The sequence below is a fragment of the Klebsiella spallanzanii genome (genome assembly GCF_902158555.1).
GTDB classification, from domain to species: Bacteria; Pseudomonadota; Gammaproteobacteria; order Enterobacterales; family Enterobacteriaceae; genus Klebsiella; species Klebsiella spallanzanii.
In genome coordinates this window covers 227,084-247,173 of sequence record NZ_CABGGS010000046.1, presented here as the reverse complement: position 1 = coordinate 247,173, position 20,090 = coordinate 227,084, and the positions used below count along the sequence as shown (strand labels likewise).

The following is a 20,090-nucleotide window of genomic DNA, read 5'->3' as shown; positions in this document are numbered from 1 at the left end:
CAAGAGAATGACAACGCATAATTTGTAAGTTGTCCTACAACTTATCGCTGTTATAACACGCATATTCCATGATCGTTATGTGAATGTTTGGTTCTGTGACGACGATCGAGATATCACATCAAAAACAACATAATATCAATGCATTAAATACTACAAAAAGATTATAACGCTCTACATATGTGATCCGTATTGCAAATTTATTTTTAGAGCGTTGCTTTTATTCGCTCAAAAAACCAACCTTCAATAAGGCAGTCGTCATACAACTTAAGGATGCAAAATGAGCGCACTATTTGATTTGACAGGGAAAACGGCACTGGTTACAGGCTCGGCTCGCGGGCTAGGTTTTTCCTACGCGGAAGGACTCGCTGTTGCCGGGGCCAAAGTGGTTCTAAACGATATTCGCGACACGCTGCTAGCGGAGTCCGTCAATATGTTGACCAGTAAAGGATATAGCGCGTACGGCGTGGCGTTTGACGTAACAAACGAAGAGGCGATTGAAAAAGCCTTTGCTGAACTGGATGCGCAGGATATCCACGTGGATATTTTGATAAATAACGCCGGGATTCAATACCGCAAGGCGATGGTGGAGCTGGAGCTGGAAAACTGGCAAAAAGTGATTGATACCAACCTGACCAGCGCTTTCCTCGTTTCTCGTGCTGCCGCAAAACGAATGATTGCGCGCAAATCCGGGGGCAAAATTATCAATATCGGTTCACTCACCAGCCAGGCAGCCCGGCCTACCGTGGCCCCCTACACGGCGGCAAAAGGCGGGATCAAAATGCTCACCTGCTCCATGGCGGCTGAATGGGCGCAATTTAATATCCAAAGCAACGCCATTGGGCCTGGCTATATATTGACCGACATGAATGCCGCGCTTATTGAAAACAAAGAGTTCGACAACTGGGTGAAAAACAGCAATCCATCACAGCGCTGGGGCCACCCGGACGAACTAATTGGTACCGCTGTTTTCTTGTCATCGAAAGCCTCTGACTATATCAACGGGCAGATTATTTACGTCGATGGCGGCTGGCTGGCAGTGCTGTAACACGATAACGGCTATTTCTTTCTATTTTTTAACATCACCATGCTCACCACGGTATCAAGATGACCGACAAAATAAAGGAGCGAATAATGAAATCAAGAAAGGGTAAGAATACTATTCGGGTAAGTACACTCAGTCTGGCATTACTTATCGGCATTTCTTCAGCTAATGCCGCCGAAATAAAACCCGCTAAGCTTGGCCACTCTTTTTCCGATTCCCACCCCAGAGCCCAGGCCATGAATAAATTTGTGGCGGATGTTGAAGCGGCTACCGGCGGGGCGGTAAAAATTACGCTATAAGGCAACAGCGTTCTGGGCTCGGAGCAGCAGATGCTGTAGGCCACCCGCAGCAACGTCCAGCAGCTCTATATGGGCGCGGTTTCTCCATTAGCAGGCTTCCAGAAGCAATTTCAGATTTTTGATTTCCCTTTCCTCTTTTCAACCAATCAGGAAGCGGCTGCAATTCTGGACAGCGAATTCGGCCAAAAAATGCTCGGCGACCTGAACGCCATTAATTTAACCGGGCTGAACTGGGCCGGCGGCGCTTTCCGCAACATCGCCAACATCAAGCGCGATATCTCCACGCTGGACGGTTTCCGCGGCCTCAAAATTCGGGTTATGCCAACCCAGGTGGCCATCGACAGCTTTAAAAGTATGGGCATTAACCCGGTACCAATGGCCTACTCCGAAGTTTTCACCGCCCTTGAAACCGGCGCCCTGGATGGTCATGAACACCCGTCGGTCGATATCCTGCAGAACAAAATGTATGAAGTGGAAAAGCATCTGACGCTGACGGGGCATGTTTATACGCCGGTGGCCCTGATTGCCTCTAAAAAATGGTTTGAATCGCTCACCCCGGAGCAGCAGGCCATTGTGCAGAAAGTGGCCTCTGAAAATAAAATGTTCCAGCGCGGTCTGGAAATTGAGCAGGAAAAGAGCGCGATTGCTGAGCTGGAAAAAAACGGCATGAAGGTTTCCACATTACAGGATGGCGAGCTGGATAAAATCCGCGAAGCGGTGAAGCCGGTTATCGAAAAGCATAAAAAGACGGTGGGTGAAGAAACTATTAATGCCTTTTATCAGGCCCGACAGGCTGCAAATCAATAATTAAAATATGTCGGCAGCGCTGTTTCTGCCGGCATATACCCAAAATAATTCGAGTTGCAGGAAGGCGGCGACGCAGTGAATCCCCAGGAGCTTACTCAAGTAAGTGACTGGGGTGAGCGAGGACAAATTCGTCAGGAACGAATTTGAACGCTGTCCACAGCGCCCGTGAGGGCGAGGCCCAGGGATGGGCCGAGTATTGCCAACGCACAAGCAACTTGAAGTATGAAGGGTATAAAAAAGGATGGTTATCATGCGAACCGTGGATGGTCTCAGCCAGCTATTTTGTCGGGTGCTGGAAGTTATAATGGTGATATGTATATCAGGAATGTTCCTGCTGGTCCTGGTCAACGTTTTACTGCGATTTATATTTAACAGTGGTATCGATGTGGCGGAAGAACTTCCGCGATTTCTGTTTGTCTGGATGATTTTTATTGGGGCGATTGTCGCCATCCGCGATAAAAGCCATATCAGCGTCGGGATGTTTGTTGAACGGATGCCGGTGGCTGGGAAAAAAGTCTGCTATTTCTTATGCCAGATTTTAATGGGGGTATGCAGTCTGGCCCTGTTCTGGGGGACATGGGTTGAATCTGACATTCTGGCCACCACCTATTCCGCCGTCCTGAATGTGAATATGCTGATGATATTCGGCGTATCCTGGCTTACCGGAGGATGTATTTTCCTGTCATCTGTATTTAATATTTTTCGCCTTTTTCTGGCCTGCCCGGATGATATGTTCCTCGTTACAGACAGCAAGGATGAATAAATTATGGCGTTATTAATATTCGCCGGCTCGCTGCTGGCGTCAATGTTCATTGGTTTACCCATCGCATTTTCGCTGATGATTTGCGCCATTTCTTTAATGTGTTATCTGGACATCACCGATGTCCAGATTATTACGCAAAATATGTGGAACGGGGCCAATAACTTCCCTCTGCTGGCGGTGCCATTTTTTATGATGGCCGGTGAATTTATGAATGCCGGAGGGATGACAAAAAGGATCATCAGTATTGCCATGGCCTGGGTCGGCCACGTCCGGGGAGGAATGGGCTATGTCGCCGTATTCGCCGCCATTATTATGGCCTCCCTGTCCGGTTCGGCCGCGGCAGATACCGCTGCGCTGGCGGCTATCCTGCTGCCGATGATGCGTGAAGCAGGATATCGCCTTAACCGTACCGGCGGCCTGATTGGCGCAGGCGGTATTATTGCGCCAGTCATTCCGCCATCCGTTGCGATGATCCTGTACGGCGTAACGGGGCAAATCTCCATTACCAAACTGTTCCTGGCGGGAATATTTCCGGGCATTATGATGGGGGCGGTATTATTACTGACCTGGCGGTTCCTGGCCAAAAAAGAAAATGTCACAACCACGGCGAAAGTGTCGTTCCGCGAACGCGGTAAAAAAACGCTGGAAGGGTTCTGGGCGCTGCTGTTACCGATCGTTATCGTCGGCGGACTGCGTATTGGCCTGTTTACCCCGACAGAAGCCGCAGTCATTGCCGCCGGATATTCGCTGTTTGTTGGTGTGTTTATTTATAAAGGGATCCGCCTGAGTGATTTGTACGGGCTGATGCTGAATGCCGCCAAAACAACGGCAGTCATTATGTTCCTGGTGGCAGCCGCCTCGGTTTCAGCATGGCTGATTGCCGCAGCAAATATACCGGCACAGCTGAGCGAACTCCTGGCGCCGGTCATGCATAATCAGACGCTTTTAATTCTTACACTTATGTTATTGATTTTTATCATCGGTACGGCGATGGATCTGACGCCGACCATTCTGGTGATGACGCCGGTGCTGGTTCCGATTATTAAAATAGCGGGAATTGATCCGGTTTATTTTGGCGTGCTGTTTGTGATGAATACCTCTATTGGTCTAATTACGCCGCCGGTGGGCACTGTGCTGAACGTTATCTGCGGCATCGGGAAAATGAGCATGGATCAGCTGGTGAAAGGGATTTGGCCATTCTTACTGGCATGTATTTCGGTACTGTTATTATTAGCGATCTTCCCACAGCTGGTGCTATTTCCGCTGTCGTTGATGAGCTGATTAATTTAAACCCGGCCAAATAGGGTCGGGGATTTTGTTTAAATAACCAGCTATACCCTTCATACTTCAAGTTGCATGTGCGTTGGCTTTCCTCGCTCACCCCAGTCACTTACTAGAGTAAGCTCCTGGGGATTCACTGCGTCGCCTCCTTCCTGCAACTCGAATTATTTTGGGTATATATCATAATATTGATGGTGCGTGAGTTATCACGCCTCTCCCAACAGCTTTGTTCTAAATAGGAATTACTATAGAATAGAGCACTTTGTGATACTAACCTGGATGTCCATCTTGAGCATAAAATCCATTCAAAAACAGAATGTTGTAAATGAAATTTATGATCAGATAAGCGCAAAGCTGCTGGATGGCAGTTGGCCTCCGGGTAGCCGACTCCCTTCAGAAGCGGAGCTTACAACTTCCTTTAACGTCAGTCGGGTCAGCGTGCGCAGCGCAGTCCAGCGTTTTCGCGATCTCGGCATTGTCGTCACCAGACAGGGAAGCGGCAGCTATGTTAGCGATCACTTTATACCGCAGATGCTGAACAACGATCCTCGCCCAATCATGCATCTTAGCCGCGAAGAGTTTCACGACATGATGATCTTCCGTCAAACCGTGGAGTTCAAATGCGTGGAGCTGGCCGTCACCCATGCCACTGAGGAAGATATTCTCCAGCTTGAGCAAGCGCTCAACGATATGCTCATCAACAAAGGCGATTATAAAAAATATTCTGCTGCGGACTACGCGTTCCACCTGGCGATAGTCAGAGCATCGCATAATAGCGTTTTCTATAACGTAATGAATTCCATTAAAGATATTTATTACTACTACCTTGAAGAGCTTAACCGCGCGCTGGGCATTACCCTTGAGAGCGTGGAAGCCCATATCAAAGTTTATATGTCGATTAAAAATCGCGATGCCAGCACGGCGGTGAAAGTCCTTAATGAAGCAATGTCAGAGAACGTCACCGCGATTGATAAGATTAAGTCTTTGACAAACGGCAACGATTGAGTAACCGCCTTTCCCACTAACTACGTCACTCCGTTGCCGGTATTGTAACCGGCAACGGCTGGCTTATTTCGTTAGAAAATTGCCCGATACAGCGCTTTAATCTCTTCCAGATTCGTATCACGCGGGTTACCGCCGGTACAGACGTCCGCCAGAGCTGCTGCGGCAAGTGCATCAATGTCTTCTTCTTTCATACCCACATCGCGCAGACGCGCCGGGATATTCACGTCGCGGTTTAGCTGCGCCACGGCCTCTATCGCCGCCTTGCGCGCTTCGGCAATCGGCATGGTTACTGCCTGTTTATTTCCTAAAGCCACCGCGATATCACGATATTTCTCGCCGGTAAATTCGGCGTTATAAGCCATAATATGCGGCAGCAGCACCGCGTTAGCGACGCCATGTGGCGTACCGTAGAAAGCGCCCAGCGGGTGCGCCATCCCATGTACTAATCCCAGCCCGACGTTAGAGAAGCCCATCCCGGCAATATATTGCCCCAGAGCCATACCCTCTGCCCCCTGCGCGTCTCCCTGTACCGAAGCGCGTAATGAACGACCAATGACCTCAATCGCTTTAAGGTGCATCATGTCCGTCAGCTCCCACGCACCCTTAGTAATATACCCTTCAATAGCGTGAGTCAGGGCATCCACGCCGGTCGCTGCTTTCAGGCTGGCAGGCATGCTGGCCATCATTTCGGCATCAATAATTGCCACCACCGGAATATCGTGCGGATCGTAGCAAACAAACTTGCGGCGATTTTGCACATCGGTAATCACGTAGTTGATGGTGACCTCCGCAGCCGTACCGGCGGTAGTTGGAATCGCAATCATCGGCACGGCGGCATTTTTAGTATCGGCCCCGCCTTCCAGGCTGCGGACATCTGCAAATTCAGGGTTATTAATGATGATCCCCACCGCCTTGCTGGTATCCTGCGGCGATCCGCCGCCGATAGCGATCAGGTAGTCAGCACCAGATTGTTTAAATGCTTCAACGCCCTGCTGCACAACTTCAATGGTTGGGTTTGGGACCACTTTATCAAAGACGCTATAAGCTAATCCGGCGCTCTCAAGGATATCAAATACTTTAGTCGCAACCTTAAAACGAATCAGATCCTCGTCAGTCACAACCAATGCTTTTTTGAAACCACGCTTTTTGACTTCATCGACAATGCAGCTAATCGAGCCCGCGCCAAAATAAGAGGTTTCGTTTAAAATCATTCTGTAGGCCATCTTGTACTCCTTTTAAGCTGAATGTTTGATAACAATAATCTTTAGCCATACAGTAACGTGATTAGCGCTGCGTTTTTATTATTCAATATCAAATAAGGGCTCAATTGACGCTCTCCGTCGTATTGTTAATTATTTTTCGACAACATCACGTTAAATTTGTCCAACATATTGGAATTGATAACATCAATTGGCTTTGAGTATTCCTGAGATGATGACGGGTAATCGTATAAATTCGGAGTGAAGATTCATTTGCTTTGAGAAAAATTGAACCCGATCACATTATTTCTTTGACAAATAGACGCCACATCACATTATTAATGTGATGTCATAGAATGATAACCTTAGCCATTAGTTAAATGATGAGTCCCCAGAATCGAAACAAGCATAATTAAAATCGCACAGAGCATTAATTTATGAGCACACGCACCAATAAACAAAATCAAAACATTCAATGTAAAATACAAACAATTAAAACAAATATCAAACAACTACAGAACCAACACACAACAAAACCGTTCTATTAGACTCTAGCTTCCTTTAGGGATAAACCTCTCTACAATAGCTATATACCCTAAATAATTCGAGTTGCTTAAAGGCGGCAAGGGAGTGACAAATTCGTCGGGAACGAATTTGACCAGCCGAAGGCTGGCCTCCGGTGAGAGGCAGGAGCCTCTCATTAATCCCCAGGAGCATAGATAACTATGTGACTGGGGTGAGCGACAAATCTGCCAGGAGCAGATTTGAACATCGCTTGCGACGGCCCGTCAGGGCGAGGCCCATGGATGGGCCGAGTAATTCGTAGCCAACACATAAGCAACTTGAAGTATGACGGGTATATCTGCCCAGCAATACTATCAACTGATACATAAATGACAAAACGACATCTATTTCAGAAGTGAATAAAACCAGATCTAAGAATATTCTCTGTTATCTGCGAGGTTTTAACCACTTCTGAATATTAGAATAGTATAAAAGTATCTAAAAACACCGCCTTTATTGCAAACATTCTTACCTCTTGTTAGTATAAGTCTCAATATCAATTATGCTTATTATAAAAATACCATTTATGATGTTTTTTAACTTTTATTCTGGCTACCTGACCACACTGCTCCAGCGGCAGTAATAAATGTCTTGTTTTATATATTGACATTTTACATTTGTCAGCTAATTCACGAGTAAACAACCCCTCAGGCTCATGCTCTTTTAATACACTGAGAATATATTCCTGTTCAGGTACACTCACTCCGATGAATTTATTAATGCCCATGTCGGTCATCAATAATCTTATGCTTTCAACAACGGTACCAGAATCATGGTGTAAATCAGGGGTACAGGATGAGATGTCAATTTTCATGCGTCAGTTCCTTCTGCCACTTAAAAAATGACAGTATGGCTTCGCAACATTAACGCAGCAACATTAGCTTTAAATTTCAATTTAATCGGTATTTTTATCTAAAATTAATGCATTTTTACACTAAAAACTCTAAGGTAGCGAGTAAACTTTTAAATCCGTATGGAGGTAAAAATGAGGTTCGATATAGAGGGTTTTATCACTTTTGATACTGAAGAGGCCTCTCTGGTCAACCTGTTGACCGGCGATTGTATAGAACTATCGGCCACATCGGCTCGCCTTCTTACCACTTTGTTACAATACCGGGGGGATATTATCTCTCGTGTAGATATTTTTCAGACAGTGTTTGAGAAATATGGGGCCAGACCTTCCAATAGCAATCTAAATCAGTATATCTCAACGCTCCGCCGCAGCCTTTCCGATCTTGGCATTGAGAAAAACGTGATCGTTACCGTACCGCGAATCGGCTTTAAGGTTTCCGATGATATTATTGTCACTACCGATAGTGATTATCACCCTTCCTTCACTCTCCCCGAGGGAACCCCTGAACCTCCTGAGCGTACGTTTATCTGGATACAACGTAAAACCTATACAATTCTTTTATTTTTTATAATTATCTTAATACTATTTCCTTACTATTTATCTAACAAAAAAAAGCCAACCGAATTTATTGCCACTCAGGATAAGTGTACTATTTACACATCAAACGATCTTCCTGCATCGGAAATCCTCGACACTATCAAAAATAACAAACTATTTCTTTCAGACATTGATTGTTCCATCGCTAAGAAACTCTACTTTTTTAAACATAAAATTAATGACAGTGCTGAATTGGGCATTTATAAGGATATATTCATTCTTGAGTGCGATACTAAAAAAAACCAATGCCATAGTTACTATTATAAGGAAATAAAAAATGCGTAAATATCTTTTACCGTTTGGCATTAGCATTTTTATAATGATGACATTTTTAATCTGGCATGTTCTTGCAAATCGCCAACCGTCTGTTTCCTGTGAGTCTCAGTACGATCTCACACTACATATCAATGAGAGTGGTATTCACTCGCAAGGTTTACTATCCGCAGACTTTTCAAACAATAGTTTGTTCATCACCTTTGATGGTTTACTTGTCAGTAATGATAAAAAATATATCATCTCACGTAGTATCGTCCTTACATTAGAAAAATATAATGACAGCCGTCATCTATCCCATATCTCTGGAACAAAAATCATTCGCCATAATACCGATAATGTACCAGACGACATTGCACAGCAAACCCTCTTTAGCACTTCAGATGATGATAAAATCATCTATATAAATTTCGTCAATGATGATACTATTTTATTCGGTAACCAAACGCGACCGCAATATGGCTGCCGATATAAATAATCAATCACTAATTGAGATTGTTCTCATTAATTATACATTATAACGATATCATGACGATACATTTACTTCCTACGTTAGCCAGTATCGCAAATACCATCGATATGATTAATCCGAAGCTGAGTCTGCATCATGTCAGAACGGCATTTATTGCATCTCACCTGGCTAATCTGGTTGATTTATCTCCAGCCCAGCGGCGCAAAACCGTTCTTGCTGCGCTGCTCCATGATATTGGCGGGTTAAATGAACAATCTCGTCTGCAACCACTGAAATACATCGATGATGAATGTAATAACCATGCACTCGTTGGTAGTGAATTGCTTACCCGGATCCCACTTTTCCGGCCTCTAAGTAGGATAGTACGTTACCATCATACCCACTGGCGCAGTGGGTTAGGGCATTACATCGAAGGCGAACTGGTTCCCGAAGAGAGTCATCTGTTATTTTTTGCCGATCGGCTTGATGTGCTTTATTGCCAGCACCGCACGCAACATCTTGTTTTATTAAATAAAAAACTCTTTGAAATTGTTAATGCCGGAGCAAACATTCTCTATAAAGAAGAATATATTCAAGCTTTCAGGATACTCTCTTCTAATGAGCGTTTCTGGTCAGTTATGGCCTCCTCCGACTATCGCGATTACATCAAAGAAATATCAGGAATTCATAACGATACCCTCTCATTGCATAATCTTCGCGATATCGCTGAACTACTCTCGTTTATCATCGATCAATTTGGCCAGCAGACTCCATGGTATTCCGCAGCCGTTGGCCGTATTGCTGGTTATTTGGCGACTAAAATAGAAATGAGCACAACGCAGACGTTGAAAATCGAGATTGGAGGGTTATTGCATAATATCTCTAGCCTAAATCACAGTCCGCCACAAAAGCGTTTATCTGCGGCAAATAAAATAAAGAGAACGCACTATCTCATTGAAGGAATTGATGATATTTCTGAGTGGGTGATGATGCAAAATAGCCCTAATCCGTATAAATTTAGCGATAAAACCCTTGAACCAGAAGCGATGCTTATCGCAATTAGCCGCCAGATTGTTCATATTTTAACCATCTCACACTCAGGGGAAAAATCGCTAGCTCAGCTGGTTAAAAATAATCATGGTGGTGATGAAATGTCTCAATTTATTATGTCGTTGGCCGCACAATATTCCTCGCAGATAATACAAATTTATCAGACTACCGCTGAAGAGATAAGTGGGTTTATGAGCCACATAGAGCAACTCACAACCCCATTTAAATCCTGAAACAGCCTGACTTACTCAGGCGCTCAATCCACCGTCCAGCACCAGGGTTTGCCCGGTCATATATTGACTCCCTTCGCCAATTAAAAAAGCAACCGCCTGCAGCACATCATCGGTTTCACCAAGCCTACGTAACGGAATTGACTGACGCATCTCTTTTAATTTTTGAGCGGGTATCTCTTCAAGCATCTCTGTGCGAATCAGCCCCGGCGCAAGGCAGTTCACCCGAATACCAAAGCGTCCAACCTCCAGGGCCAGCGAACGCGCGATACCGCTCATTGCCGCTTTACTCGCGGCATAAGCCGTTTGCCCGACGTTGCCCTTTAGCGCGCTGACCGACGACATCAGCACGATGGAGCCATGCCGCTGCATCAGCATTGCCGGGAGGAGAATGCGATTCCAGTTAATCATGGAGATCACGTTGGTTTCCAGCACCTCGCGCCAGAGCGCAGCATCCTGATGAATATGCAGGCCATCGCGAGCAATCCCCGCATTGTGGATGATCGCCGCAGGCGCGCCATGCTCGGCCAGCAACTTCTGTGCAAGCTGCTCAACCTGCGACTCATCGTTACCGTCGCAGGCGTACCCCTGCACCCAATGGGGTGAATTTTCGCATTGCCCCTGAGTCGCGTTTATCGCCGCCTCATTACGACCGGTAAACACCACGTTCCAGCCTTGCGCCAGGCCGATGACCAGCGCCCGACCAATGCCGCGACTGCCGCCGGTAACCAGTATCCATTGTTGCGCCATATCAGTTGCCTGACTCTTTGCTGATATGCTGGCACAGTTCGCCAAGGGTTATTCCCGGATTGTGAATAAACCAGTCCGCTTCCAGGGTAATGTTAAATTCACGTTTGGCCAGCACCATCAGCTCGACGTAATCCAGGCTATCTAACTTCAGCCGAACAAGGGGCGTGTTTTCATCAACTTCATCCGGCTCCAGATCTTTGGCGTCACAAATCATTTCACAGACTTTTTGCAGAACTTCATCATACGGAATCATAGAATTATCCTTAATTATCATTTGGTCACTGGGCCAACTTTTAGCGTAATCACGTTCGTCATAACCAGATCGTCCAGCTGCGCCGCCGCCGCAATACGCACCACAGCCCCCAGCTCAATGTCTCCAACCACCAGCGAAGGCAGTAGCCAAAGCGACAGGGATTCGGGCGAGACTGGCGACCCTTTGCCCGCGAGACGATCATCAAAAACCACTTCCTGATGGGTTTGCAGCACCGGGTAGCGGGTAAAAATTTGCTGCAACGAGGTTTCTCGTTGCCCGAGCAGGGCCGCAATGTTCTCCTGGCGCAATAGCGCTTGATCGCCAATTAGCTGACGAAAGAGCAACGCGTCAAGAAACTGCCACTGCGCCAGATCGGGCCAGGTGTTGTTGAAGTGGGATTGCAGGGCGAGTAGCGTGTTTGGCGCGAGTATGCTGGGCTGCTTTCCCGCCAGCGATTCCGGCTCTGTGGCCTGGCTCATCTGACAGGCCAAACAGACTTCGTCATTCTGCGGGTTGATGACCGATGCGGCGGATAACACGCGATTTTTTACCGCCCCGGGCGTTAACAGCCAGTCGGTATCACACCACAGCGGTCGGCGCAGGCGAACCTGACACTTCAAATAACGTGCTGCACTTGAGGTTGGATATATTAATCGTGCCTGGACATCGCGCTTCACATCGAGTAGCGCGCGCATCCCGTGCACGCTCAGTTGGCTCCCGCCCATTGCCCGCGCGGCCGCGAGCTCGAAGTGAATCGGGTTGTCATCGCCAGAAAACGCCGCCCATTGATGCGCATCGGCCAGGGTGTAGTGCAGGCGCGTCACGCGTGTTTCTCCAGCACCAGCGCGGCGTTGGCTCCGCCGAAACCGAAACTCAGATTCAGCGCCCGGCGAATCTCCCCCTGGCGATGCCCTTCGGCAATATAGTCAAGATCGCACTGTGGGTCGGGCTGGGTTAGATGCGCCGTCGCCGGCATAATCCCCGCAGCCATCGCCTGTAAGCAGACGATGGTTTCGAAGCTTCCCGCAGCGGCAATAAGATGCCCGGAGTATGCTTTGGTGCTGGATATCGGGATCCGGTACGCCTCATCACCCAGCGCCTTTTTCAGCGACTGCGTTTCATTAATATCGTTAAGCGGCGTAGAAGTGCCATGGGCATTGATATAGTCGAGGTCGGCGGGCTGAAGACCCGCACTGCGCAACGCCCAGAGGATAGTCTGTTCGCGGGCCACGCAGTCTTCCGCCGGAGAGGTGAAATCCACCGCGTCGGAGAAATTGGCATAGCCGGTGACTTCCGCGAGGATCGTCGCCCCGCGCGCGATGGCGCTCTCGCGCTCTTCCAGGCACAGCACTGCCCCCCCTTCCGAAAGCACGAACCCGCTGCGCTGCTGGCTGAACGGGCAGCTGGCTCGCTCCGGCGATTCCGTTTCCCGACTCAGCGCGCCGAGCACATCAATATTCCAGATGGCGCAAACGCTGTTTAACGCCTCCCCGGCGCCGGCAAGCATCATACTGGCGCGGCCAAAGCGAATCGCATCATAAGCCTCGCCAATGGCGATGGTACCGGTGGCGCAGGCGGCGACCGGGGTATTTTGATAACCGCGCAAATTCCACAGCTGGCTACAGGCGGCGGTAGTCACGTTCGGCATAGAGAAAAAGCAGCTAAAGGGGGATGAAACACCTTTTTTCTCAAACTCCGGTACCGCCTCGTAGCTTTCATCCAGCCCGGCCCAACCGGTGCCGATTATCGCGCCGCACATCAGCGGATCGTAAAACGCGGCGGGCGATTCCTCCGCAAAGGCCATCGCCATCGCTTCCCGCGCGGCAGCTAACGCCAGGCGCGCGTGGCGCGGTAGACGCCGACGGATCGCGGCAGGGACTCCCTTCAGGCTCGGTTCGTGCTCCACCTGTCCAATAAAGTGAGTGTGAATACCGTGGGATGATAAGTCCACGTAGCGGTAGCCGCGACGGTAATCCATGATCGCCTGCCAGCTTTCGGCAGCGCTATCGCCAAGGGGAGTCACCGCACCATAGCCGGTTATCACCACGCGATAAGGGGATTTACTGTGACTCATTCTGGGATGTCCTCTGTTGCGGGTTATTGCCCCCCTGCGCCAGCCAAAGCTGCAAAGTGGCATAAAGATAGTCGTACTGGTTTTGCACGAGGCTATTCTGTACATCAAGCAGCGCGTCCTGCGCGTTCAGCAGGGTCTGATAGTCCACCGCGCCTGCGCGATAGCGGCTTTCGGTGAGCGTCAGGCGCTGCTGGCCCAGCAGCAGCGATTGCAGCAGGCGCTCGCGCTGCTCTTCGGCGTTAAGCCGCTTCTCCATGGCGTTGTCCACTTCCGACAGCGCGGTATAGGCCGTCCGGCGGAAGTTCACCGCCTCCTGCTGCACCTTCACGCTGGCCTGCTCCACGGTGAGCTGTACCGTGTTCCACTGGATAAAGGGCGCGGCGACGCTGCCGCCGACGGTGCGCAGCGGGTCGTTAAACCATTGGTGAAAAATCTGGCTACCGGCGCTGAGCGTCCCCTGCAGCGAGAGCGTGGGATAAAAGCTCAGCCGCGCGGCATCTGAACCCGCCAGCGCCGCGCGCAGGCGCGATTCTGCTGCCTGCAGGTCCGGTCGGCTGGCGAGTGCGGCCAGCGGTGTCGAACTGTCGATGGCAACCTGCTGACGAACGTCCAGTTCCGAGGCCTCATCGGTATGCTGGGCAGGCGGCCTGTTGAGCAGTAGCGCCAACGCGTTACGGGAAATCGCCCGCTGCTGCTTCAGGCTCAGCAGTTGGTTCTGACGGCTAATGACCGTCTGTCGGGACTGCAGCACATCGAGTAGCCCCACCTTCCCGGCTCGCTGCCAGGACTCAATTTGCGCCAGCGTCTGCCTGGCAATATCCAGACTTACCGCCTGATAAGCCATTTGCTGATTCAATAGAGCAATGTTCCAGTAAAGCTGCGCGGTGGTGTCAATCGTCGACAGGATAGTCGCCCGATAGTCCTGTTCGCTGGCAATGGCTTCCCACTCGCTTTGTTCGCGGATCCGCGCCAGCTTGCCCCACAGATCCAGCTCATAGCTCAGAGATAATGAGGCGCTGTAGCTCTCCTGCGAGCCTCCGCTATTGAGCGGCTTTGCGTTACTGCCGGTACCGTTGAGCGTCGCATCGGGGCTGATATTGGTCCGGGTTAATCCGGCGGAAATGCGCGCCTGCTTGAGAGTGAGAGCGGCAGCGGCCAGATCGTTATTGCTTTCCAGCACCTGACCCATCACCCGCGACAGGCGCTCGTCGCCGAAGCGGTCCCACCAGCGCCCCCCTTTCTCCTGCGAATAAGCGACGCTCTGCTCTTCCGTTCGTTGCCAGCTTTCCGGCACCGACAGCAACGGGCGCTGATAGTCGCTGCGGGTCAAATTGCCGCAGCCCGTCAGTAATAGAAGAATTAACGGTAATAAAGTCAGCGGTCTCATTCGCGGGCCAGCGCCTCCGTCGGGTTGAGCCGCGCCGCCCGGCGCGCCGGAAAATAGCCGAACGTCAGGCCAATCAGGGCGGAAAAACCGCAGGCCATCGCCACCGGCAGCCAGGTGAAGACCATGGAAAATTCCTGTGTCAACAGGGCAAACAAATTACCGGCGGCCCAGGAGCCCAAAACCCCCGTGAGTCCGCCGAGCGCGCAAATCATCACCGCCTCAATTAAAAACTGATGCATGATGTCAGTGGGGCGTGCGCCAACCGAGAGCCGGATCCCAATCTCGTGAGTACGTTCGGTAACGGAAACCAGCATGATGTTCATCACCCCCACGCCGCCGACCAGCAGGGAAATCGCGGCAATCGCGGTAATCAAAAGCGACATGGAGTCAGAGGTTTTTTGCAGCGCTTTGGCGAGCTGCTCGTCGGTCTGGACAAAGAAATCTTTTTTGCCGTGCTCGCGAATGAGGTGCCTTTCCGCGCGCTGAGCTGCCTGCTGCGGGGAAAAGGTTTCCTGAAAGCGCAGCGTCAGCGCCTCCAGCGGCTTATCGCCGGAAATCCGCTGCAACAGCGAGGTATAGGGGATCCACGCCGACATAAATCCGCTGACCACCTTCGGCCCCGGCTTACTGGCGACACCGATCACCCGCCACGGCGCACCGGCGATCTGCACAATTTTCCCCAGCGGATCTTCATTGCCGGGAAACAGCGTCTCTTTGCTGGTTTCATCCAGCACCAGCACCGGCTCCCGGTCGTCGACATCCCGGCGGGTAAAACCGTTGCCGTGGATAAAGCGGATCCCCTGCAATGAGAAATAGTCGGCGGAAACCCCGGAGAGAATGATCGAGGAATCAAAACCCTGACGCACCGCGGTGGTCATGCTGGAGACAATCGGCGACACGCCCAGCACCCAGGACTGCTTGCTGAGACTGGTGATATCGTCCAGCGACAGCGCCCGCTCCATATCCGGACGCTTGCTGCCCCAGCCGGTGCCGGGACGGATTTCAAGCGTGGTGTTACCCAGCTTGCCGATTTCATTCATGATGGTTTGCCGGGCGCCTTCCCCCACCGCCATTGAGGAAACCACAGACGAAATACCGATGATGATCCCCAGCATTGATAAAAAAGCGCGCATCCGATGGCCGAGCAGCGAACGCCAGGCCATCCGTACCGACTCCCCCACGCTGCGCGACAGCGAGGCGCGCCCATTATCCTGTACTGCGGGCAGCCGCTGAATGTCATGATTATGACGAGCGCCGTGGGCGTTGTCGGCGACAATCTGCCCATCGCTGATCTCCACGATCCGCTGCGCTTGCTGCGCCACCTCACGATCGTGAGTCACGATGATCACCGTATGGCCATCAGCATTAAGCTGGTGCAGCACGTCCATCAGCGCCCGACCGCTGACGCTGTCCAGCGCGCCGGTGGGTTCATCGGCGAGAATGATCTGCGCACCGTTGATCAAGGCCCTGCACACGCTGACCCGCTGCTGCTGCCCGCCGGAAAGCTGCGCAGGTTTATGCTGTAAGCGCGCATCAATGCCCAGCTTTTCGGCCAGCAGCGCAATGCGCGTCTGGCGTTCGGCGGCGGGCATCGCGGTATAAAGCGCCGGGATGGCAATATTCTCTTCTGCCGTCAAATAAGGCATCAGATGGTAGCGCTGAAAAATAAACCCCAGCCAGCGGCTGCGCAGCTCCGCCAGCGCCGCGCTATCGGCCAGATGAGTGGCAATGCCGTTGATATAAACCTCGCCGCTGCTGGGTTTGTCCAGGCAGCCGATAATGTTCATCAACGTCGATTTACCCGAGCCGGAAGCGCCCATAATCGCCACCATCTCGCCGGGCATAATGGTCAGGGAAACTGACTTCAGCACCGGAATAGTCTGCGTCCCGGCGACAAAATGGCGAGTGACGTTATTCAGCACGATCAACGGCTTAGTCATCAGAGAGACCCCGCATCCTGCGGGATCACCACCCGCTCGCCGGGCTGCAACCCTTCCAGAACCTGCGCGTACTGGCGGTCGTTAATGCCGATGCGCACGGTCCGTTGCTCACTGCCGTTCTCCTTTTGCACCATCACCAGGTAGCGTTCATCGCCCAGAGAGCGCCCCAGCGCGGCGACCGGTACGCGCAGCGCCTCTTTCGCCTGGGCGATGCGGATAAACACCTGGGCGGTCATTGAGGTTTTCAGCAATCGCTGGCGGTTATCCACTTCAAAGGTACCGTTGTAGTAAATCGCGCTGCTCTGCTGATTACCGGCGGAAGCGCCGCCGTTTTGTTCTTCCAGCGCTTCTTGAGGCGCAGGCTGGACGTAGCCAAGCTCCCCTTCATAACGCGTTTGCGGATCGGCGATAACATAGAACCACAGCGGCTGTCCCGGGTGGATTTTCTGGATATCGGCTTCGGAAATGCGCGTTTGCACCTGCATTTTATCGAGGTCGGCGAGCACCAGAATGGTCGGCGCAATTTGTGAAGAGACGATGGTTTGCCCTTCGCGGGTGACAATGCCCAGCACTTCACCATCCATCGGTGCGAGAATGCGGGTATAGCCGAGGTTGGCATTGGCGGTCTGCACGCTCATTTCCGCCTGCACTATCTGCGCTTCGTTAACCGCAATTTGCTGAACCTGCGCGGCGTACTGCGCCTGCGCCTGTTCAAGATCGCTATTCACCCCGGAACCGTCGCGGTTCATCGCCTGTTCGCGCGCCAGCGCTTTGCGGTACTGCACCAGCGTCGCCTCAGAGGCCAGTTTTTGCGCTCTGGCGCTGGCCAGCTGCGCGCTCGCGTTGCGTAGGTCGGAAAGCTGCAGCGTCGGATCGATTTCTGCCAGCAGCTGTCCTTTTTGTACCCGCTCGCCCTGACGCACGTACAGCTTACGTAGCTGACCGCTAACCTGAGCGCCGACGCTCACCTGGACAGCGGGTTTGATAATCCCGCTCGCCAGCACCACTTTTTCGATATCTCCACGATCGAGCGCGACGGTATAGAGCGATTCGGCCTGTGCCGGACGCGATTGCTGGTAGAAAACGGCAGCGATAATGGCCGCCATCGCGGCCAGCGCAAACAGCAACATTTTAGGACGGCAGAAAAATGCTCGCGTCATTGGACCGGCACTCCCTGCGCAATATCGTGCAGTTCACCTGCGTTCAGGCGATAAACCCGCGAGAAATGATGCAAAATCGGCGCGCTGTGGGTCACGACAATCAGCGTCTTGCCATGTTCGCGGCAGTGCTGGCACAGCGCGGCAATCACCGTTTCCGCCGTATCATCATCCAGGTTGGCGGTCGGCTCATCGAACAGCAAAATAGGTCGGGTGCTGTAAAGCGCCCTCGCCAGCATCAGCCGCTGGCGCTGGCCTAAAGAGAGCGCGGAGTGGCTCTCACGGATCAACGCCTCCATTCCTCCCGGCAGCGCCTGCACCACCGGACCCAGCGCCATTTTATTGACCAGAGCCTCCACTCGTCCACGCTCGCTGTCGCTGTACCACGGGTCAAACAGGGTGATGTTTTGCAGCACCGAAGCGTTAAACAGAATATCTTCCTGGCTCTGTAGCCATACCTGCGACGCCAGTTGCTGGGCATTTGCTTCATTGTTATTCAGCAAAATTCGCCCATCCTGCGCGGAGAAAAGCCCGGCCATCAGCCGCAGCAAGGTGCTTTTCCCCGCGCCGGAATCACCGACGATCGCCAGCTGATCGCCAGGCTCCAGGATAAGATCAACAGCATTTAGCACCGGGCTTTGCGGGCTGTAATGAAAGCTCACCTGCTCGAACGCCAGTCGCGGAACCGCCTCTCCGCTGAGGGGAGAAAACAGGGGCGCAGACAGCTCATGCTTCGTAAACAGGCCCTGTGCCCGGGTATCAATCACATGCAGCTGCGATTTGCGGATCACGGCATAAAATATCCGCGTCACGTAGGAGGTAAAAATTTGCCGCAAAAAGCTGTAGGCAAAAAAGTCGCCAAGCGAGATAAGCTTTGCGTGTACCAGCGGCAGCACCACCAGCATAAAGACCACCATCTCAAGGCTGCCGGTCAGTTGATACAATCCCTCTTTTACCTGCTGGTAGACTTTCTGGCGCTGGAGGCAGGTGAAAAGGTCATGAGACAAACGAGCAAACTGCGCTTTGCGCTGGGTCTCCAGCCCGGCGGTTTTTATGGTTAACACCCCTTGCAGGGTCTCCATAAAAAAGTCATTGAGCGTTGCGCTTTTCAGCTGCAGCTGTTGCGTATACCAGCGGTCGCGGAATATCGCCCAGACGCTAATCAGCCCCATCACCACAATGCCCACGGCGGAAATCAGCGCCAGCACCGGGGAGATCCAGAACATAATACCGATGGCAATAACGCAGATTATCCAGTCCGAGCGAAGTCCATTATCCAACTCAATTTTTTGCAACATCCCGCCTTGCCAGGCGATAAAACGACTGAAAACATCCCCCGGCGCGCGTTTTTCAAAAAAGCGTAGCGGGTTATTCAGCAACCGGGAAAAACCAATATCGCTCTTAAGCAGGACAAAACGACGGATAAACCGCTCGCTAATGACCCTGACGCCCAGCGCCAGCAGCGTGGAGACGACAAAGGCGAGGATGAACCACAGATAAGGAAACTGCGTATTCTGAACGTCAGAAAAGGCCTGATTAATCGCCCGGCTGACCATCGTCGGCATTAAAAACAGCGTCAGCGATACCAGGAAGGTCAATAACATCAGTTTATATATGCCCGGTACCGCCGCGGTTTCCTTCAGGCTCATCGCCTTAGGCATCTCCTGCTGCGCGTCGGCAACCACAGGATCCTGATTGGCAATAACGCCGGGATCCTCTTCGAGGATCAGCGCATAGCCGCTAATCTCTTTTTTTAATGCTGAAAACGGCAGCCACTGCTGACCCATTGCCGGGTTCATTACGCAGACGTAATCGCCTTTACGCCAGGCCAGCAGGACATAGTGGCTCGCGCCGTAGTGCAAAATGGACGGGAACGGCAGCGCATGGAGTTCATCGTGATCGAACAGTACTGGCGCAGTGGCAATGCCAATCTGTTGCAGAATAACGGATAAATCACTCAACGATGTCCCATGATCGGACGCCGGGAATATTTCCCGCAATGCCGGGAGAGAGCACTGAATATTCTGGGTTTGCGCCAGCATCGCAATACAGGAAAGACCGCACTCATTGGTCTCTTCCTGAAAAACCATATCAGGGATAATCTTTTTCATGATG

The 20,090-nt window shown here is 51.3% G+C and carries 18 protein-coding genes and 1 pseudogene; 9 read left to right on the top strand and 10 right to left on the bottom strand.

All coding sequences use genetic code 11. The features are described from left to right. The first annotated feature begins 277 nt into the window (after positions 1-277). The 6 genes and pseudogenes from FN082_RS27650 (at position 278) to FN082_RS27630 (ending at position 5,197) form a co-directional block, all read left to right on the top strand. Positions 278-1,045, top strand: a complete 768-nt coding sequence (locus tag FN082_RS27650) for an SDR family oxidoreductase (protein ID WP_139539533.1) — start codon at positions 278-280, stop codon at positions 1,043-1,045. Between the two features lie 86 nt (positions 1,046-1,131). Continuing rightward, complete coding sequence (locus FN082_RS30305; protein WP_235892159.1) at positions 1,132-1,341, top strand: hypothetical protein; 210 nt, start codon at positions 1,132-1,134, stop codon at positions 1,339-1,341. A gap of 57 nt (positions 1,342-1,398) precedes the next feature. Next, positions 1,399-2,148 (top strand): annotated as a pseudogene (locus FN082_RS27645) (DctP family TRAP transporter solute-binding subunit); the annotation flags it as partial. A gap of 250 nt (positions 2,149-2,398) precedes the next feature. Further along, positions 2,399-2,911, top strand: a complete 513-nt coding sequence (locus tag FN082_RS27640; RefSeq protein ID WP_142982735.1) for a TRAP transporter small permease — start codon at positions 2,399-2,401, stop codon at positions 2,909-2,911. A gap of 3 nt (positions 2,912-2,914) precedes the next feature. Continuing rightward, complete coding sequence (locus tag FN082_RS27635) at positions 2,915-4,192, top strand: TRAP transporter large permease subunit (RefSeq protein WP_142982734.1); 1,278 nt, start codon at positions 2,915-2,917, stop codon at positions 4,190-4,192. A 288-nt stretch (positions 4,193-4,480) separates the two neighbouring features. Then, positions 4,481-5,197: a FadR/GntR family transcriptional regulator gene (locus FN082_RS27630; RefSeq protein WP_139539534.1), complete on the top strand. Its 717-nt coding sequence runs from the start codon at positions 4,481-4,483 to the stop codon at positions 5,195-5,197. Positions 5,198-5,268: 71 nt separating this feature from the next. On the opposite strand, the gene fucO is transcribed toward FN082_RS27630, so the two are convergent. Beyond that, the gene (gene fucO / locus FN082_RS27625) at positions 5,269-6,420 is read right to left on the bottom strand and encodes a lactaldehyde reductase (protein ID WP_139539535.1); all 1,152 of its coding nucleotides are present in this window, start codon (positions 6,418-6,420) and stop codon (positions 5,269-5,271) included. 1,036 nt (positions 6,421-7,456) lie between these two features. Further along, positions 7,457-7,774: a FaeA/PapI family transcriptional regulator gene (locus FN082_RS27620; RefSeq protein ID WP_139539536.1), complete on the bottom strand. Its 318-nt coding sequence runs from the start codon at positions 7,772-7,774 to the stop codon at positions 7,457-7,459. Between the two features lie 171 nt (positions 7,775-7,945). Between FN082_RS27620 and FN082_RS27615 the strand changes: the two genes are divergently transcribed. From FN082_RS27615 to FN082_RS27605, 3 genes are read left to right on the top strand one after another with little or no spacing between them, the layout of a single operon-like run. Further along, positions 7,946-8,695 carry a winged helix-turn-helix domain-containing protein gene (locus FN082_RS27615; protein ID WP_142982733.1) on the top strand — a complete coding sequence of 250 codons (750 nt, stop codon included), beginning with the start codon at positions 7,946-7,948 and terminating at the stop codon, positions 8,693-8,695. Next, a complete protein-coding gene (locus tag FN082_RS27610) occupies positions 8,688-9,161 on the top strand; it encodes a hypothetical protein (protein WP_142982732.1) in 474 nt (157 codons plus the stop codon). Before FN082_RS27615 ends, FN082_RS27610 begins: the two co-directional genes overlap by 8 nt. A 50-nt stretch (positions 9,162-9,211) precedes the next feature. Continuing rightward, on the top strand, positions 9,212-10,417 hold the full coding sequence (locus tag FN082_RS27605; protein WP_142982731.1) for an HD domain-containing protein: 1,206 nt from the start codon (positions 9,212-9,214) through the stop codon (positions 10,415-10,417). A gap of 15 nt (positions 10,418-10,432) precedes the next feature. Here the strand turns inward: FN082_RS27605 and FN082_RS27600 are convergent, their stop codons facing one another. Genes FN082_RS27600 through FN082_RS27565 form a run of 8 tightly spaced genes read right to left on the bottom strand, consistent with a single transcriptional unit; the run spans position 10,433 to position 20,086 of the window. Then, entirely contained in the window at positions 10,433-11,164 is a 732-nt protein-coding gene (locus tag FN082_RS27600) for an SDR family NAD(P)-dependent oxidoreductase (RefSeq protein ID WP_139539540.1), read from the bottom strand. A gap of 1 nt (position 11,165) precedes the next feature. Further along, on the bottom strand, positions 11,166-11,417 hold the full coding sequence (locus FN082_RS27595) for an acyl carrier protein (protein WP_139539541.1): 252 nt from the start codon (positions 11,415-11,417) through the stop codon (positions 11,166-11,168). 17 nt (positions 11,418-11,434) lie between these two features. Continuing rightward, entirely contained in the window at positions 11,435-12,241 is an 807-nt protein-coding gene (locus tag FN082_RS27590) for a MaoC family dehydratase (protein WP_142982730.1), read from the bottom strand. Next, positions 12,238-13,491 carry a beta-ketoacyl-[acyl-carrier-protein] synthase family protein gene (locus tag FN082_RS27585; RefSeq protein WP_139539543.1) on the bottom strand — a complete coding sequence of 418 codons (1,254 nt, stop codon included), beginning with the start codon at positions 13,489-13,491 and terminating at the stop codon, positions 12,238-12,240. Before FN082_RS27585 ends, FN082_RS27590 begins: the two co-directional genes overlap by 4 nt. Further along, positions 13,478-14,878: a TolC family protein gene (locus tag FN082_RS27580; RefSeq protein ID WP_142982729.1), complete on the bottom strand. Its 1,401-nt coding sequence runs from the start codon at positions 14,876-14,878 to the stop codon at positions 13,478-13,480. The genes FN082_RS27585 and FN082_RS27580 overlap by 14 nt, the downstream gene beginning before the upstream one ends. Beyond that, positions 14,875-16,818 carry an ABC transporter permease gene (locus FN082_RS27575; protein ID WP_142982728.1) on the bottom strand — a complete coding sequence of 648 codons (1,944 nt, stop codon included), beginning with the start codon at positions 16,816-16,818 and terminating at the stop codon, positions 14,875-14,877. The genes FN082_RS27580 and FN082_RS27575 overlap by 4 nt, the downstream gene beginning before the upstream one ends. Continuing rightward, on the bottom strand, positions 16,818-17,978 hold the full coding sequence (locus FN082_RS27570) for an efflux RND transporter periplasmic adaptor subunit (RefSeq protein ID WP_139539546.1): 1,161 nt from the start codon (positions 17,976-17,978) through the stop codon (positions 16,818-16,820). The genes FN082_RS27575 and FN082_RS27570 overlap by 1 nt, the downstream gene beginning before the upstream one ends. Then, positions 17,975-20,086, bottom strand: coding sequence for a peptidase domain-containing ABC transporter (locus tag FN082_RS27565; protein WP_139539547.1), 2,112 nt, complete (start codon positions 20,084-20,086; stop codon positions 17,975-17,977). Before FN082_RS27565 ends, FN082_RS27570 begins: the two co-directional genes overlap by 4 nt. Between the last annotated feature and the right edge of the window lie 4 nt (positions 20,087-20,090).

Excerpts from the sequence above, each read along its gene's own strand:
- FN082_RS27650 (WP_139539533.1), top strand. The coding sequence starts at position 278 with ATGAGCGCACTATTTGATTTGACAGGGAAAACGGCACTGGTTACAGGC.
- FN082_RS30305 (WP_235892159.1), top strand. The coding sequence starts at position 1,132 with ATGAAATCAAGAAAGGGTAAGAATACTATTCGGGTAAGTACACTCAGT.
- FN082_RS27640 (WP_142982735.1), top strand. The coding sequence starts at position 2,399 with ATGCGAACCGTGGATGGTCTCAGCCAGCTATTTTGTCGGGTGCTGGAA.
- FN082_RS27635 (WP_142982734.1), top strand. The coding sequence starts at position 2,915 with ATGGCGTTATTAATATTCGCCGGCTCGCTGCTGGCGTCAATGTTCATT.
- fucO (WP_139539535.1), bottom strand. The coding sequence starts at position 6,420 with ATGGCCTACAGAATGATTTTAAACGAAACCTCTTATTTTGGCGCGGGC.
- FN082_RS27620 (WP_139539536.1), bottom strand. The coding sequence starts at position 7,774 with ATGAAAATTGACATCTCATCCTGTACCCCTGATTTACACCATGATTCT.
- FN082_RS27615 (WP_142982733.1), top strand. The coding sequence starts at position 7,946 with ATGAGGTTCGATATAGAGGGTTTTATCACTTTTGATACTGAAGAGGCC.
- FN082_RS27610 (WP_142982732.1), top strand. The coding sequence starts at position 8,688 with ATGCGTAAATATCTTTTACCGTTTGGCATTAGCATTTTTATAATGATG.
- FN082_RS27605 (WP_142982731.1), top strand. The coding sequence starts at position 9,212 with ATGACGATACATTTACTTCCTACGTTAGCCAGTATCGCAAATACCATC.
- FN082_RS27600 (WP_139539540.1), bottom strand. The coding sequence starts at position 11,164 with ATGGCGCAACAATGGATACTGGTTACCGGCGGCAGTCGCGGCATTGGT.
- FN082_RS27595 (WP_139539541.1), bottom strand. The coding sequence starts at position 11,417 with ATGATTCCGTATGATGAAGTTCTGCAAAAAGTCTGTGAAATGATTTGT.
- FN082_RS27585 (WP_139539543.1), bottom strand. The coding sequence starts at position 13,491 with ATGAGTCACAGTAAATCCCCTTATCGCGTGGTGATAACCGGCTATGGT.
- FN082_RS27580 (WP_142982729.1), bottom strand. The coding sequence starts at position 14,878 with ATGAGACCGCTGACTTTATTACCGTTAATTCTTCTATTACTGACGGGC.
- FN082_RS27575 (WP_142982728.1), bottom strand. The coding sequence starts at position 16,818 with ATGACTAAGCCGTTGATCGTGCTGAATAACGTCACTCGCCATTTTGTC.
- FN082_RS27570 (WP_139539546.1), bottom strand. The coding sequence starts at position 17,978 with ATGACGCGAGCATTTTTCTGCCGTCCTAAAATGTTGCTGTTTGCGCTG.
- FN082_RS27565 (WP_139539547.1), bottom strand. The coding sequence starts at position 20,086 with ATGAAAAAGATTATCCCTGATATGGTTTTTCAGGAAGAGACCAATGAG.